This window comes from Bradyrhizobium sp. WYCCWR 12699 (genome assembly GCF_032144035.1).
Lineage (GTDB): Bacteria > Pseudomonadota > Alphaproteobacteria > Rhizobiales > Xanthobacteraceae > Bradyrhizobium.
In genome coordinates this window covers 729,129-744,424 of sequence record NZ_JAVTJN010000032.1, presented here as the reverse complement: position 1 = coordinate 744,424, position 15,296 = coordinate 729,129, and the positions used below count along the sequence as shown (strand labels likewise).

Here is a 15,296-nt window from a genome sequence, read left to right as displayed (position 1 = left end):
GTAGGGAGCAACCAACATGGCTTACAAGAACTTCAGGGTTGAGACCGATTCCGACGGCATCGCGCTCGTCACCTGGGACATTCCGGGCCGTTCGATGAATGTGCTTGACGAGACCTCGACCAACGAGCTCGACGCCATCGTCAAGGCGACCACGGCCGATGCCGCGGTGAAGGGCGTCGTCATCACCTCGGCGAAAGAAGCATTCTGCGCCGGCGCCGACCTCTCCATGCTCGAAGGCATGAACCAGGCCTATGCTAAGGTCTTCAAGGAGCAGGGCGAGACCGCCGCGAACCAGATGCTGTTCGACCAGAGCCGGCGCTTCTCGCTGGTGCTGCGTTCGATCGAGACCTCGGGCAAGCCGTGGGCGGCCGCGATCAACGGCCTCGCGCTCGGCGGTGGTTTCGAGATCACGCTGTGCTGCCACTATCGCGTGGCGGCGGAGAATCCCAAGACCCGCCTCGGCCTGCCCGAGGTCAAGGTCGGCCTGTTCCCCGGCGCCGGCGGCACGCAGCGCGTGCCGCGCCTGGTGCCGCCGCAGGACGCCATGACGATCCTGCTCAAGGGCGATCCTGTGACGGTCGAGAAGGCCAAGGCGCTGAATTTGATTCACGCCATCGTTCCGGCGGCCGACCTCGTCAAGGCGGCGAAGGACTGGATCAAGGGCGGCGGCAAGGCGGTCGCGCCGTGGGACGAGAAGGGCTTCAAGCTGCCCGGCGGCCCGGTGTTCTCCAAGGCCGGCATGATGATGTTCCCGGCCGGCAATGCGATCTATCGCCGCGAGACCTACGACAATTATCCGGCCGCGCGCGCCATCATGAGCTGCGTCTATGAAGGCCTGCAGCTGCCGATCGACGCAGCTCTTCGCGTGGAGTCGCGCTACTTCACCTCGGTGCTGCGCTCCAAGGAAGCGGCCGCGATGATCCGCAGCCTGTTCCTGTCGATGCAGGAGCTCAACAAGGGCGCCCGCCGTCCGAAGGACGTGCCCGCCACTAAGGTCAAGAAGATCGCCGTGATCGGCGCCGGCTTCATGGGCGCGAGCGTCGGCTACGTCTCGGCCCGTGCCGGCCTCGACGTCGTCCTGATCGACCGCGACCAGGAAAGCGCCGACAAGGGCAAGGCGCATGCGCAGAAGGTGATCGAGGACCAGATCAAGAAGGGCCGCGCCAAGCCTGCGGACGCCGAAGCGCTGCTCGCGCGGATCACGCCGACCGCGGACTACGCCGCGCTGAAGGACGTCGACCTCGTCATCGAGGCCGTGTTCGAGGATCGCAAGGTCAAGGCCGATACCTTCGCCAAGGCGCAGGAGCACATGAAGCCGGACGTGATCTTCGCGTCCAACACCTCGACGCTGCCGATCACCTCGCTGGCCGAGAGCTTCAAGGACCAGGGCAAGTTCGTCGGCATCCATTTCTTCTCGCCGGTCGAGAAGATGATGCTGGTCGAGATCATCAAGGGCAAGAACACCGGCGATCTCGCGCTCGCGACCGCGCTCGACTACGTCCGGCAGATCGGCAAGACGCCGATCGTCGTCAACGACTCCAGAGGCTTCTTCGCCAACCGCTGCGTCGGCCGCTACGTCGCCGAGGGTAACGAGATGTTCCTCGAGGGCGTGCCGCCTGCGATGATCGAGAACTGCGCCAAGATGGCCGGCATGCCGGTCGGTCCGCTCTCGCTCTCGGACGAAGTCGCGCTCGACCTCGGCCTGAAGATCATGAAGGCGACGGAGGCCGATCTCGGCCCCAACGCCATCAATCCCGATCAGAAGAAGCTGATGGTGGAGATGGTCGAGAAGCAGGGCCGTCTCGGCCGCAAGAACAGCAAGGGCTTCTATGATTATCCCGAGAAGGGCAAGGGCTCGAAGAGCCTGTGGCCGGGCCTCTCGGCCTTGCAGCCGAAGCAGCTCGACCCCGACACGCTCGACATCGAGGAGCTGAAGCAGCGCTTCCTGGTGGTGCAGGCGGTGGAAGCCGCGCGCACGGTCGAGGATCACGTCATCACCGATCCGCGCGAGGCGGATGTCGGCTCGATCCTCGGATTCGGCTTCGCGCCGTTCACCGGCGGCACGCTGTCCTACATCGACTTCATGGGCACGAAGAAGTTCGTCGAGCTCTGCCACAAGCTCGAGGCGAAGTACGGCTCGCGCTTCACCCCGCCGAAATTGCTCGAGGAGATGGCGGCGAAGGGCGAAACCTTCTACGGCCGCTTCGCGCCGAAGAAGGCGGCGGCCTGACGAGAAGCCTGTAGCTGCGCAGAATCAAAAAAGGCCGGATCCATCGATCCGGCCTTTTCACTATTTCGGGAAGGCTCTGCCTTACTTCGCCTGCGCGAGGCCTTCCTTCTTCAGCGCTTCCTGGACCTGCGGCCGCGCCGCGACGCGGGCCTTGTAGGCGGCCAGGTTCGGCATCGCCGTGAGGTCGAACTTCATCCGGTCGGCCCAAACCAGCATCGTGAACAGATAGCCGTCGGCCACCGTGAACTGCTTGCCCATCAGGTAGTCGCGGCCGGCGAGCTGGCTGTCGATATATTTCAGCTTGCCCATGACGCGGTCCTTGAAGAAGGCCTTGGCCTCGTCGTTCAGCGCCGGCGCGAACAGCGGGCCGAAGCTCTTGTGCACCTCGGAGGTGAGGAAGTTCAGCCACTCCAGCAGCTTGTAGCGCTCGGAACTGCCGTGGGCCGGCGCCAGCGCCTTGGCCGCTGCCTGATCGGCGATCATCTGGACAATGACCGGGCCTTCGGTCACGATCTCGCCGCTGTCGAGGCCCAGCGCAGGGACCTGGCCCTTGGGGTTCAGCTTCAGATAATCCTCACCATTTTCGAGCTTCTTGGCCCGGATATCGACCTTGACCAGCTCATAGTGCAGGCCGGCTTCCAGGAGCGCGATGTGGGGGGACAGCGAACAGGCACCGGGCGAATAATACAGTTTCATGGAATTTCCTTCTCCTGATGCTTGGTTCGGCCGAAAGAACGATTACATGCAGTTGCTTGGAATAGTCAAGATTGATGCAGCTGCATCAAATGAGGTAAGAGACGGGCGACGAGCTTGAGCGGGACCATGAAACGCAAACCATCGACCGAGGCGACTTCCGCCTGGATCCGCCTGATGCGGGTGCAGAGCCGCGTGCTCGATTGCGTCGAGCAGGATTTGAAGAAGGCCGGCTTCCCGCCGCTCGCCTGGTACGATGCGCTGCTCGAATTGTCACGGGCGCCGAGCGGCGAGCTGCGGCCGGTGGAGCTCGAACGGCAGATGCTGATTCCGCAATATTCCACCTCGCGCCTGATCGACCGCCTGGTCGACGAGGGCCTCGCCTCACGGCGCGAATGCAAGATCGACAAGCGCGGCCAGTTCGTCGAGATCACCGAAGCCGGCCGCGAGCTGCAGAAGCGGATGTGGGGCGCCTATTCGGCGGCGATCGAGAAATATGTCGGTTCGAAACTGTCCGATGCCGATGCCGTCAAGCTCAGCGGTCTGCTCGACCGGCTGGGCTGCTCCTGCGGCGAGATGAAGCTGCCGCCCGTCGCCAACGTCAACGAAACCGCGCCGTCGCGATGATCGCGCGGCACACCAGCTCGTCCGTGCGCCCGGTGGGTTCGCGGACCATCCCCGTCACCCGCGCGCATTCGGTCGAAGCGCCTTTGATTAGAGTTTGATATGGCGCGAGACCAGATCGATATGACGCCGCTGCAATCGCGCGACGAGCTCGTGGCGTGGTTCGAGGCCGGCTGCAAGCCGGCGTCCGAGTGGCGCATGGGCACCGAGCACGAGAAGACGCCGTTCACGCTCGAAGGCCACCGTCCGGTGCCCTATGAGGGCGCGCGGGGCATCGGCGCGCTGCTCGAAGGCATGAAGCTCCTGCTCGGCTGGGAGCCGATCATGGAGAAGGGCAACATCATCGGCCTCTACGACGTCACCGGCGGCGGCGCGATCTCGCTCGAGCCCGGCGGACAGTTCGAGCTCTCCGGCGCCCCGGTCGAGAACGTGCATCAGACCCAGAGCGAGTTGATGGCGCATCTGGCGCAGGTGCGCGAGATCGCAACGCCGCTCGGCATCGGCTTCCTTGGCCTCGGCATGACGCCATCCTGGTCGCGCGCCGACATCCCGATGATGCCCAAGGGCCGCTACAAGATCATGACCAACTACATGCCGAAGGTCGGCCAGTACGGCCTCGACATGATGTACCGGACCTGCACGGTGCAGACCAATCTCGACTTCTCCTCCGAAGCCGACATGGTCAAGAAGCTGCGCGTGTCGCTCGCACTGCAGCCGGTCGCAACCGCCCTGTTCGCCAACTCGCCGTTCACCGAAGGCAAGCCGAACGGCTTCCTCTCCTTCCGCTCCGAGATCTGGCGCGACACCGACAACGCGCGGTCGGGCATGATGCCGTGGGCGTTCGAGGACGGCATGGGCTTCGAGCGCTATGTCGACTACGCGCTCGACGTGCCCATGTATTTCGTCAAGCGCGACGAGGACTACATCGACGTGTCGGGCTCCTCGTTCCGCGCGTTCTTCGAGGGCCGCAACAACAACCTTCCCGGCGAGCGTCCGACGCTGTCGGACTGGGCCAATCATCTGTCGACCATCTTCCCGGAAGTGCGGCTCAAGCGCTATCTCGAGATGCGCGGTTCCGACGGCGGTCCATGGGGCCGCTTGCCGGCGCTGCCGGCGTTCTGGGTCGGGCTGCTCTATGACGATGTCGCGCTCGATGCGGCCTGGGAGATCGTCAAGCACTGGACCGCGCCCGAGCGTCAGGCCCTGCGCGACGACGTGCCGCGCTTCGGCTTCAAGGCGCGGATCAAGAACCGTTATCTGTTCGAGATCGCCAAGGAATGCCTCGTTCTGGCCCATGCCGGCCTGCGCCGTCGCGGCCGGATCGACCAGCTCGGCCGCGACGAAACCCGGCATCTGGAGCCGCTCGACCGCATCATCGATTCCGGCCGGACCCCGGCCGAGGAAATGTTGGACAAGTTCAACGGTCCCTGGAAGGGCTCGGTGGAACCGGCCTACGCGGAATACGCGTTCTAGGGACCCGATCGGGAGTTCAGCCGTTCATCGCCCATACAGGTTTGCGGCGATCAAATGACCGGCTGAAAAAACCTGAGCGTCCTCAATAACTCGAAAGCTGTTCCGATGGGGAAGGGCCGCCTGTCCGGCGCCGTCATGGCAAAGGTCTTGGCAAAGGTCTTGGCAAAGGTCTTGGCAAGCGTCGTGGCCTGTGCCGCGCTGCTGTTGCTCGCATTTGCGAGCGTGCCGGCGCGCGCCCAGACGGCGTTCGACCGGCCCGGCGGCGACTATTTCAGCTCGCCGGTCGCGTCGGGCGATCCGGAGGATTGCGCGCTGCTGTGCGAGCGCGACCGCCGCTGCCGCTCCTGGAGCTTCAGCTATCCCGACGTCGAAGGCGGCTCGGCGGTGTGCTGGCTCAAGAACACCGTGCCGGCGCGCGTGCCGGGAAGCTGCTGTATCTCCGGCGTGCGCGGCGCCGGCGTGATCGAGCCGCGGGTCGAGGGCGTGGAGACGTCAATCGATCGCCCCGGCGGGGACCTGCGCAATTTCGAGCTGAAGGACGGCGAGAGCGTGGAGGCCTGCAAGGCCGCGTGCACCGCCGACAACAAGTGCCGCGCCTTCACCTATGCCCGCCCCGGCTACACCGGGCGCGAGGCGCGCTGCTTCCTGAAAAAGGAAATCAAGCCGCCGCGCCGCAAGGCGGGATTCACGTCGGGCGTGGTTCGGTAGGGGCCGGTCTCACTGCAGGCGCAGGTGCCGTTGGTTGGGGAAAGGCGCCCCTGCGCCGTGCCCACGAACTTTCCAATACGGCGACGGATCCGTGGGGACGCTTCGCTTTGCCCCCTACGAGATTCTCAGTCCGCTGCAATCACTGTGAGGTCCGGCCACAGGGTCTTCCATCGCGCGGTCTTCACCGCGTAGTTCGCCGCGGAAAAATTTGGTCCTGGATTGGGCCGCGCGATCAATCCCCCAACGTCGTCAAAGCCGTGCGGCGCGTAGACCTCGTAGCCATCTCCTGCGCGCCTAACGCCGACCTGCGTATTCTGCGTGAGGAAGCGGTCGATGCCGTCGGTCGAACGCCTCAACGGCGGATAGGGCAGGCCGTGCTTGTCGGGGTACCATAGATGCACACGCGCCTGGTTGCGGATCTCGATCTTGGCGCCGAGATGCGTGAGCCGCGCATCTAGCTTGCGGATCACAGCGTCCTCCGCCTCCCACGAAATATCGGGATCGAAATAGAACACGTCGTAATCGGCAATGCCGTGATCGACCGCGCGGCCCGTGAGCGCGTTCCACACTGTCTGCACCAGGCAACCAGAGACGAGCCACGCGTCCGGCAGGGCGAGGCGGTGCAGTTCATCGATGATCGCGACGTTGACGGGATTTCTCAGCGCGAGCGCGAGGAATTCGTCGCGGTTCATCGTGAGATGAGGAAGGTCAATGCACGGCGGTAAAGAACCGTGCGGGCCGGAAGCCGGACAGCCAGGTCCATACCGGCTGGCTGCGCATGCCGAGATCCCAGGAGCCGAGCACCGCATCCGCGCGGCCGATCAGATTGTCGATCGGCAACAGGCCGACGCCGCCGGAGCGCACCGACACGCGGCTGTCGGAGGAGTTGTCGCGGTTGTCGCCGAGCACGAAAAGATGACCGGCCGGCACCGTCACCTCCGGCGTGTTGTCGAGCCGACCGTTGTCGCGCATCTTGAAGATCAGGTGCGAGACGCCGTTCGGCAGCGTCTCGACATAGCGGTAGGCGGGCTCGCTGCCGCCATTGTCGTCCTCGGCAGCTCCGACGCCGTCCGGCTTGAGCTCGGCGGGGCGGTCGTTGATGAAGAGCTGGCCCTGCCGCATCTGGATGCGATCACCGGGCAGACCCACCACGCGCTTGACCCAGGCCTGCGAACGATCGCCCGGCCAGCGAAACACCACGACGTCGCCTTGCTTCGGCGTCTCCGCGAACACGCGGCCGGTCTCGGGCAGGCTGATCTGGATCGGCAGGGAGGAGCTGCCGTAGCCATAGGGGAATTTCGAGGCGAGCAGCGCGTCTCCGATCAGCAGCGTCGGCTCCATCGAGCCCGACGGCACGTAGAACGGTTCGGCGAGCGCGCCCTTGGCGATGAACACGGCGACGACGATGCCGGCGAGCTGAACGATCTGCCCGCCCCAGCCGCTGCTCTTCCGCTTGGAGGCGACAGTTACTTTTTCAACGCTCATGCGCCCGTTCCACCCACCGTAATGCGTTCCATCAGCAGCGACGGCTGGCCGACGCCGACAGGCACGCCCTGACCGTTCTTGCCGCAGGTGCCGATGCCGGTATCGAGCGCGAGATCGTTGCCGATCATGCGGATGCGATGCAGGTCGGTCGGCCCGTTGCCGATCAGCATGGCGCCCTTGAGCGGCGCGCCCAGCTTGCCGTTCTCGATCTTGTAGGCCTCGGTGCACTGGAACACGTACTTGCCCGAAGTGATGTCCACCTGGCCGCCGCCGAAATTCGCGGCAAAGACGCCGTTCTTCACCGAGGCGAGGATCTCGGCCGGGTCGCGGTCGCCCGCGAGCATGTAGGTATTGGTCATGCGCGGCATCGGCACGTGGGCATAGCCCTGGCGGCGGCCGTTGCCGGTCGGCTTCATGTTCATCAACCGCGCGTTCTGGCGGTCCTGCATGTAGCCGACCAGGATGCCGTCCTCGATCAGCACGGTGCGATTGGTCGGCGTGCCCTCGTCGTCGATCGACAGCGAGCCGCGACGCGAGGCAATGGTGCCGTCGTCGACCACGGTGACGCCCTTGGCCGCGACCTGCTGGCCCATCAGGCCCGCAAAAGCAGACGTCTTCTTGCGGTTGAAATCGCCTTCGAGTCCATGGCCGACCGCTTCATGCAGCATCACGCCGGGCCAGCCGGCCCCGAGCACGACGTCCATCTCGCCGGCGGGGGCGGGGATCGATTCCAGATTGACCAAGGCCTCGCGCAGCGCGCCATCGGCGGCCTCGCGCCAGCTCCGGCTCTCGATGAATTCGGCATAGCCGGCGCGGCCGCCATAACCTTTGCTGCCGCTCTCCTGGCGGTCACCCTGGCCGGCGACGACGGAGACGTTGACGCGCACGAGCGGGCGGATGTCGCGATAGCTCTCGCCGTCCGGGCGCAGGATCTCGACCACCTGCCAGGTCGCGCCCAGGCTGACGCTGACCTGCCGCACCCGCGGATCCTTGTCGCGCAAATAAGCGTCGATCTCGGCGAGCAGCTTGACCTTGGTCTCGAAGCCGGGCGCGTCGAGCGGGTTGTCGTCGCCATAGAGCCGCACATTGGTGCGGGGAGGCGGCGCGGCAAAGCTGCCGGAATAGCCGCCGCGCACGGCCGCGACCGCGTCCGCCGCGCGCATCAGCGCCGGCAGCGAGACGTCGGAGGAGTGGGCATAGCCCACGGCATCATCCTTGACCGCGCGCAGGCCAAAACCCTGCGAGGTGTCGTAGGTCGCCTGCTTCAGCCGCCCATTGTCGAACATCAGCGCTTCGGTCTGGCTGTACTCCAGGAACAGCTCGCCGTCGTCGGCGCCGGAAAGCCCGCGCGCGACCTCGTGGCGAACCTGGTCGCGGTCGAGATTGGCGCGGTCGAGCAGGGAGGTCGTGGCAGGATTTGTCATGCGTCCGTCCATTAGCGGAAGATCTGGGGCAAGATAATGGTTTCGGACCGGTTCCGCGAGGGGGCGGGGCGTCACATTACCGAAACGATAGGTGTGGCAGGACGTTCGCCAAAACGTGCCGCAAGCATTGGTCCATCCCCGTCGTCCTTCGAGGCTAGCACGGCACCGCGATCGCGCTGCCGAACTCGCGCCTCAGGACGACGGGATTGGAGAGCGGGCGATCGCGTGCCGCCCTATGGCAGCTTGTCGTAGCCTTCGCCGAGGCCGTTCAGGCTGAGCGGGAAGCCGATGCCTTCTTCCGGGGTCTCGAAGATGATGAAGGTGGCGGTCTTGGCGGTGCGGAGCTGGCCGAGCAGCTTGTCGTCCATGACGACCTCGGCGACGCAGCCATTGGGCAGGCAGCGGACGAAGCCGGCGCGGCCGACGTCCTGGTTGTCGAGCTTGAGGCCGAGGCCGGAGGGCAGCAGGACGCCCAGCGGCGCCACCACGCGCATCAGGCGGCTCTTCTGGTCGGCGGTCTTCAGCACGATGACGGTCAGGCCGGCATTGGAACGGTCTTCCGCGACCACGCTCTGGATCAGGGCGCATTGCTCGGTCTGGGCGCCCGGCGGCGTGTCGCAGCGAATCTGCCAGTCGCCATGGACGGAGCGTACTGCGCCCTGCGCATGGGCGAGGCCGGGAAGTGCCAGCAGGGCGAGCGTAACCAGCATGGCGGCCAGCGCCGGGAGGTGGTTAAGCTGCCTTGTCGCCGGCCTAGCCATCGCTTTCGAAAGCCCCATCGGCTCGGTCCCTCTGCTCGCCTTCCTCGCTCGCGCTTGGCGGACTAATCTGGCGGACTGATACGGGAATGACGGCGTCTTGAAGGCAATTCCCAAGCAAATTCCACGCCGCCTCACGCCGCCGCCGCCCGCACGAATCAGGTTCCTGCGCGGCCATCCGCCAGTGCCTAACGCGGGCAATTCCGCTGTCAAGCGGCAGCATCCCGGCGAACGGTATTTTTGTCTGATCTTACTAGGAAATATCTTGCGGGTGATCGCTGGCAGACAGGGCTCAAGACTGCATTGCGATAGATCAAAAACTATGGTTTGAGAGGCTTGATTTCGGCGTTCTAGCGATCTGGCCCCAATTCCTCTTAGAGGTATTCTTGCGCGGCGGTTTGTCAGGCGGGCGGATCGAATAAGCGTTTCCCGGACACAGGGGAGCGCACTTGGGGTGACTTCGTAAGGGGAGCGCGAACGGCATGAGGATGTCGATGGGCCGGATAGGCCGGCACTTGCTGGGATTGGCCGTGGCGGGTCTGACGCTGGCGACAGGCGGTGCGGCATTTGCCGAGCTCGGACAGCCGAAGCCCTGGGAATGGACGCTTCAGGAGTCCGGTTCCCCGGTGATGGACAACATCGTCTGGTTCCACAATTTTCTGTTCGTGCTGATCACGCTGATCACGCTGTTCGTTCTGGCGCTGCTGGTGGTCGTGGTCATCAAGTTCAACGCGCGGGCTAATCCGGTGCCGTCGCGGACCACCCACAACACGCTGATCGAGGTCGCCTGGACGCTCGTTCCGGTGCTGATCCTGGTCGGCATTTCGGTGCCGTCGTTCCGGCTTCTGTTCCTCGAGCTCGACGTGCCGAAGGCGGATCTGACCATCAAGGCGACCGGCAAGCAGTGGTACTGGTCCTACGCCTATCCGGATAACGGCAAGTTCGAGTTCGACTCGCTGATGGCGCAGGACAAGCAGCCCCGTCTGCTCGGCGTCGACAACGAGATGGTGGTTCCGGTCAACAAGGTGATTCGCGTCCAGGTCACCGGCGCGGACGTCATCCATGCCTTTGCGCTGCCGGCTTTCGGCGTCAAGATCGACGCCATTCCGGGTCGCTTGAACGAGACCTGGTTCAAGGCCACCAAGACCGGCATGTTCTACGGCCAGTGCTCGGAGCTGTGCGGCAAGGACCACGCCTTCATGCCGATCGCGATTCGCGTCGTGGAGGACCAGGAATTCGCCTCCTGGGTCGAGACCGCGAAGAAGAAATTTGCGAGCGGCGGCACCAGCACCTACGCCTCCGCGGCCGGCCCGACGCAGTAAGCGTCGGGTGACGGCGTGAGGGACTGAAAGCGATAGAAGGGCGGGACCTCCTGGAGGTCCGAACGGGACGCAAGGCAGGATTTGAAAATGGCAACGAGCGCAGCGGCACACGGCGATCACGCCCACGGACATGACGAGCACGCCCATCCGACCGGATGGCGCCGTTACGTCTATTCGACCAACCACAAGGACATCGGCACGATGTACCTGATCTTCGCGGTCATCGCCGGCGTCATCGGCGCCGCGATGTCGATCGCGATCCGTGCCGAGCTGATGTATCCGGGCGTGCAGATCTTCCACGAGACGCACACCTATAACGTGTTCGTGACCTCTCACGGTCTGATCATGATCTTCTTCATGGTCATGCCCGCGATGATCGGCGGCTTCGGCAACTGGTTCGTCCCGTTGATGATCGGCGCGCCGGACATGGCGTTCCCGCGCATGAACAACATCTCCTTCTGGCTGCTGCCGGCCTCGTTCGCGCTGCTGTTGATGTCGACCTTCGTCGAGGGCGAGCCGGGCGCCAACGGCGTCGGCGCGGGCTGGACCATGTACGTGCCGCTGTCGGCCTCCGGCCATCCGGGTCCGGCCGTCGACTTCGCGATCCTGTCGCTCCATCTGGCAGGCGCTTCGTCGATCCTCGGCGCCATCAACTTCATCACCACGATCTTCAACATGCGCGCGCCGGGCATGACCCTTCACAAGATGCCGCTGTTCGTGTGGTCGATCCTGGTGACGGTGTTCCTGCTGCTGCTGTCGCTGCCGGTGCTTGCCGGTGCGATCACCATGCTGCTCACCGACCGCAACTTCCACACGACGTTCTTCAACCCCGAAGGCGGCGGCGACCCCGTGCTGTTCCAGCATCTGTTCTGGTTCTTCGGCCACCCCGAAGTGTACATCCTGATCCTGCCCGCCTTCGGCATGATCAGCCAGATCGTCTCGACCTTCTCGCGCAAGCCCGTGTTCGGCTATCTCGGCATGGCCTACGCCATGGTCGCGATCGGCGGCATCGGCTTCGTGGTGTGGGCGCACCACATGTACACGGTCGGCATGTCCTCGGCGACACAGGCTTATTTCGTCGCCGCGACCATGGTCATCGCGGTTCCGACCGGCGTGAAGATCTTCTCCTGGATCGCCACCATGTGGGGCGGTTCGATCGAATTCCGGGCGCCGATGATCTGGGCGGTGGGCTTCATCTTCCTGTTCACCGTCGGTGGCGTCACCGGCGTCGTGCTGGCGAATGCCGGCGTCGACCGCGTGCTGCAGGAGACCTACTACGTCGTCGCGCACTTCCACTACGTGCTGTCGCTGGGTGCGGTGTTCGGAATCTTCGCCGGCTGGTACTACTGGTTCCCGAAGATGTCGGGCTACATGTACAACGAGACGCTCGCGAAGGCGCACTTCTGGGTCACCTTCATCGGCGTCAACCTGGTGTTCTTCCCGCAGCACTTCCTCGGCCTGTCGGGCATGCCGCGCCGCTATGTCGACTATCCCGATGCGTTCGCGGGCTGGAATCTGGTCTCGTCGGTCGGCTCCTACATCTCCGGCTTCGGCGTGCTGATCTTCCTCTACTGCGTGTTCGACGCCTTCATGAAGAAGGTGCCGGCGGGCGACAATCCGTGGGGTGCCGGTGCGACCACGCTGGAATGGACGCTGCCCTCGCCGCCGCCCTTCCACCAGTTCGAAGTGCTGCCCCGCGTTCAGTAACGATCTCCCGCGGCGCCCGTCACGGGCGCCGCGGCTCTTCTAACGAAGCGAGTTGAATTCGTGTCCGTCCTCGACCAGAACGCCATCGACATCAATCCCCGCATCTCCGAGGCGGAGGTCGGCGACTACATCGCGCTGTTGAAGCCGCGGGTGATGTCGCTGGTGATCTTCACCGCGCTGGTCGGGATGGCGATGGCGCCCGGACACTTCCACCCCGTGCTCGCGTTCACCTCGCTGCTCTGCATCGCCGTCGGTGCCGGCGCCTCCGGCGCGCTCAACATGGCGCTCGAAGGCGACATCGACTCCAAGATGTCGCGCACGGCGAACCGGCCGATCCCGCGCGGCCGCATCACCCGCCCCGAGGCGATGGCGTTCGGCCTGACGCTGTCCTTCTTCTCGGTGATGACGCTCGGCATCCTCGTCAACTGGATCGCGGGCAGCCTGCTCGCCTTCACCATCTTCTTCTACGTCGTGATCTACACGATGGGCCTGAAGCGCTGGACCGCGCAGAACATCGTGATCGGCGGCGCCGCCGGTGCGCTGCCGCCGGTGGTGGCCTGGGCTGCCGTCACGGGCACGGTCGACGTCGAGCCGCTGCTGCTGTTCGCCATCATCTTCTTCTGGACCCCGCCGCATTTCTGGGCGCTGGCGCTGTTCCGCTCCGACGACTACGCGCGCGCCGGCATTCCGATGCTGCCCAACGTCGCCGGTCCCGACGCTACGCGCCTGCAGATCCTGCTCTACACCATCGTGCTGATCGCGGTCGCCGCGGCGCCCTGGGCGCTCGGCTATTTCGACGCCGTCTACGGCATCGTTTCGCTGATCCTGGGGGCCGGCATGCTGGTGCTCGCGATCAACGTCTATATGCGCCGCGAGCGGGCTGCGTCGCTGCGCGCGACCCGCAAGCTGTTTGCCTTCTCGATCCTCTATCTGTTCGTGCTGTTCGCGACCCTGCTGGCCGAGGTCGTGTTCCGGGCACTGGCTCCGATGGTTGGGGGCGCATGATCACCGCGATGGCCGACAAACCCGAGACAGACGGAATCGTCCTCACCGAGGCGCAGAAGAAGAGCCGTCGTCAGCGCTCGATCGCGATCGCACTCGCGCTCGGCGTGCTGGTGGTGCTGTTCTTCGCCGTCACCATGGTCAAGGGACCGGCCGTTCTCGTGCGGCCGATGTAGGACAAATGAATCACGAGCCGACCATATCGCAGGATGTCAGCGCCAAGCCGGGCGATCGTAAGCCGGCCAAGCGCCGTGGGCTGGGCCGCGATGCGGTGGTTGCTTCCATCTGCGGCGGCGTGGTCGCGCTGATGGTCGGTGCGTCCTACGCGGCGGTGCCGTTCTACAACTGGTTCTGCCGCGCCACCGGTTTCAACGGAACGACGCAAGTCGCGACCTCCGCGCCGGCCACGGGGCCGATCGCGCGGAAGATCTCCGTGCGTTTCGATTCCAACGTCGCGCCCGGCCTGCCCTGGAAGTTCGAGCCGGAGCAGAACGAGATCGAGATCAAGATCGGAGAGGTCGTGACCGTCTTCTACACCGTGACCAACCAGGCCGCGCGCACCACGGCCGCCCAGGCCGCCTACAATGTCGCGCCGCTGACGGTCGGATCCTACTTCCAGAAGATCAACTGCTTCTGCTTCACCGAGCAGACCATGGCGCCCGGCGAGAAGCGGGAGATGCCCGTTGTGTTCTACGTCGACCCGTCGATCACTGAGGATCACGAGAACGACGGGCTCAACACGATCACGCTGTCCTACACCTTCTATCCGGTGAAGGATCCCGTGGTGAAGCCGCTGGCATCGGGCGAAGGCGACAAGCGCAAGGGAAATCTCTGACCGCCGGGCTCGCGCTCGCAAGGTCGGAACCATGGGGATAAGTGCCTGACAGGCACGGGATTGAGGAGAGAGACCGCAAATGGCAACGGCGCACACCAAGCATCACGACTATCACCTGGTCGATCCCTCTCCGTGGCCGGCCGTCGGTTCGCTCTCGGCCTTCATCATGGCGGTCGGCGCGATCTCCTGGATGCATCACATGTACTCGGCCGCGCCGATCGTGTTCGGCGTCGGCACCGTGGGCGTGCTCTACACGATGGTGAGCTGGTGGGGCGACGTGATCAAGGAAGCCCAGTACAAGGGCGACCACACCCGCGTCGTGCAGCTGCATCACCGCTACGGCATGATCCTGTTCATCGCCTCCGAGGTGATGTTCTTCGTCGCCTGGTTCTGGGCTTATTTCAACGCGGCGCTGTTTCCGGCCGACGCGGTCCACGCCACCCGCGACGCCGTGTTCGGCTGCGGCCTCGGCACCCAGGCCGGCGCCTGCGCGGTCCCCGGTACCTGGCCGCCGAAGGGCATCGAGACTTTCGATCCCTGGCACCTGCCGCTCCTGAACACGCTGATCCTGCTGACCTCCGGCACCACCGTGACCTGGGCGCACCACGCGCTGCTCGAGAACGACCGCCAGGGCCTGAAATACGGCCTGATCCTCACCGTCGTGCTCGGCGCGCTCTTCACCTGCGTGCAGGCCTATGAGTACGGCCATGCGGCGTTCTCGTTCGGCGGCAACGTCTACGGCGCGACCTTCTTCATGGCGACCGGCTTCCACGGCTTCCACGTGCTGGTCGGCACCATCTTCCTGCTCGTGTGCCTGTTCCGCGCCTATGCCGGCCACTTCACGCCGAAGCAGCACCTCGGCTTCGAGTTCGCCGCCTGGTACTGGCACTTCGTCGACGTGGTCTGGCTGTTCCTGTTCCTCTGCATCTACGTCTGGGGACACGGCGCCGAGACCATGGCCCACGGCGCGCACTGAGCCGCGAGGAAGATGATCACAAAGGGCGGCCGCATGGCCGCCCTTTCGCATTTGGGACG

The 15,296-nt window shown here is 64.9% G+C and carries 15 protein-coding genes; 10 read left to right on the top strand and 5 right to left on the bottom strand.

Annotated features, from left to right (window positions below):
• Positions 1 to 16 precede the first annotated feature (16 nt).
• A complete protein-coding gene (locus tag RPS27_RS18365) occupies positions 17 to 2,230 on the top strand; it encodes an FAD-dependent oxidoreductase (protein WP_212065849.1) in 2,214 nt (737 codons plus the stop codon).
• 81 nt (positions 2,231 to 2,311) lie between these two features.
• Here RPS27_RS18365 and gstA read toward each other — a convergent pair whose 3' ends face one another.
• On the bottom strand, positions 2,312 to 2,926 hold the full coding sequence (gene gstA / locus RPS27_RS18360) for a glutathione transferase GstA (RefSeq protein ID WP_212065850.1): 615 nt from the start codon (positions 2,924 to 2,926) through the stop codon (positions 2,312 to 2,314).
• 126 nt (positions 2,927 to 3,052) lie between these two features.
• Between gstA and RPS27_RS18355 the strand changes: the two genes are divergently transcribed.
• The 3 genes from RPS27_RS18355 to RPS27_RS18345 all read left to right on the top strand — a co-directional run bounded on the left by RPS27_RS18355 (position 3,053) and on the right by RPS27_RS18345 (position 5,728).
• A complete protein-coding gene (locus tag RPS27_RS18355; protein WP_194405757.1) occupies positions 3,053 to 3,550 on the top strand; it encodes a MarR family winged helix-turn-helix transcriptional regulator in 498 nt (165 codons plus the stop codon).
• 99 nt (positions 3,551 to 3,649) lie between these two features.
• Positions 3,650 to 5,020 carry a glutamate--cysteine ligase gene (locus tag RPS27_RS18350; protein ID WP_194405758.1) on the top strand — a complete coding sequence of 457 codons (1,371 nt, stop codon included), beginning with the start codon at positions 3,650 to 3,652 and terminating at the stop codon, positions 5,018 to 5,020.
• A 105-nt stretch (positions 5,021 to 5,125) separates the two neighbouring features.
• The gene (locus RPS27_RS18345; protein WP_313754148.1) at positions 5,126 to 5,728 is read left to right on the top strand and encodes a PAN domain-containing protein; all 603 of its coding nucleotides are present in this window, start codon (positions 5,126 to 5,128) and stop codon (positions 5,726 to 5,728) included.
• A 125-nt stretch (positions 5,729 to 5,853) separates the two neighbouring features.
• Here RPS27_RS18345 and RPS27_RS18340 read toward each other — a convergent pair whose 3' ends face one another.
• From RPS27_RS18340 to RPS27_RS18325, 4 genes are all read right to left on the bottom strand, one after another.
• The gene (locus RPS27_RS18340) at positions 5,854 to 6,420 is read right to left on the bottom strand and encodes a nucleotidyltransferase family protein (protein ID WP_211418753.1); all 567 of its coding nucleotides are present in this window, start codon (positions 6,418 to 6,420) and stop codon (positions 5,854 to 5,856) included.
• A gap of 16 nt (positions 6,421 to 6,436) precedes the next feature.
• Entirely contained in the window at positions 6,437 to 7,213 is a 777-nt protein-coding gene (lepB, locus tag RPS27_RS18335; protein ID WP_194405761.1) for a signal peptidase I, read from the bottom strand.
• Complete coding sequence (gene tldD / locus RPS27_RS18330; RefSeq protein WP_211418752.1) at positions 7,210 to 8,637, bottom strand: metalloprotease TldD; 1,428 nt, start codon at positions 8,635 to 8,637, stop codon at positions 7,210 to 7,212. The genes lepB and tldD overlap by 4 nt, the downstream gene beginning before the upstream one ends.
• A 233-nt stretch (positions 8,638 to 8,870) precedes the next feature.
• Positions 8,871 to 9,416 carry an invasion associated locus B family protein gene (locus RPS27_RS18325; RefSeq protein ID WP_212065852.1) on the bottom strand — a complete coding sequence of 182 codons (546 nt, stop codon included), beginning with the start codon at positions 9,414 to 9,416 and terminating at the stop codon, positions 8,871 to 8,873.
• 461 nt (positions 9,417 to 9,877) lie between these two features.
• Here RPS27_RS18325 and coxB point away from each other — a divergent pair, with 461 nt between their 5' ends.
• The 6 genes from coxB to RPS27_RS18295 all read left to right on the top strand — a co-directional run bounded on the left by coxB (position 9,878) and on the right by RPS27_RS18295 (position 15,237).
• A complete protein-coding gene (gene coxB / locus RPS27_RS18320; RefSeq protein WP_194405764.1) occupies positions 9,878 to 10,717 on the top strand; it encodes a cytochrome c oxidase subunit II in 840 nt (279 codons plus the stop codon).
• A gap of 87 nt (positions 10,718 to 10,804) precedes the next feature.
• Entirely contained in the window at positions 10,805 to 12,424 is a 1,620-nt protein-coding gene (ctaD, locus tag RPS27_RS18315; protein ID WP_194405765.1) for a cytochrome c oxidase subunit I, read from the top strand.
• A 60-nt stretch (positions 12,425 to 12,484) separates the two neighbouring features.
• On the top strand, positions 12,485 to 13,429 hold the full coding sequence (locus RPS27_RS18310) for a heme o synthase (RefSeq protein ID WP_211418750.1): 945 nt from the start codon (positions 12,485 to 12,487) through the stop codon (positions 13,427 to 13,429).
• A complete protein-coding gene (locus RPS27_RS18305; RefSeq protein WP_063197888.1) occupies positions 13,426 to 13,602 on the top strand; it encodes a hypothetical protein in 177 nt (58 codons plus the stop codon). The genes RPS27_RS18310 and RPS27_RS18305 overlap by 4 nt, the downstream gene beginning before the upstream one ends.
• A gap of 5 nt (positions 13,603 to 13,607) precedes the next feature.
• Positions 13,608 to 14,261: a cytochrome c oxidase assembly protein gene (locus RPS27_RS18300; RefSeq protein ID WP_212065853.1), complete on the top strand. Its 654-nt coding sequence runs from the start codon at positions 13,608 to 13,610 to the stop codon at positions 14,259 to 14,261.
• 79 nt (positions 14,262 to 14,340) lie between these two features.
• The gene (locus RPS27_RS18295) at positions 14,341 to 15,237 is read left to right on the top strand and encodes a cytochrome c oxidase subunit 3 (protein WP_194405768.1); all 897 of its coding nucleotides are present in this window, start codon (positions 14,341 to 14,343) and stop codon (positions 15,235 to 15,237) included.
• Positions 15,238 to 15,296 lie beyond the last annotated feature (59 nt).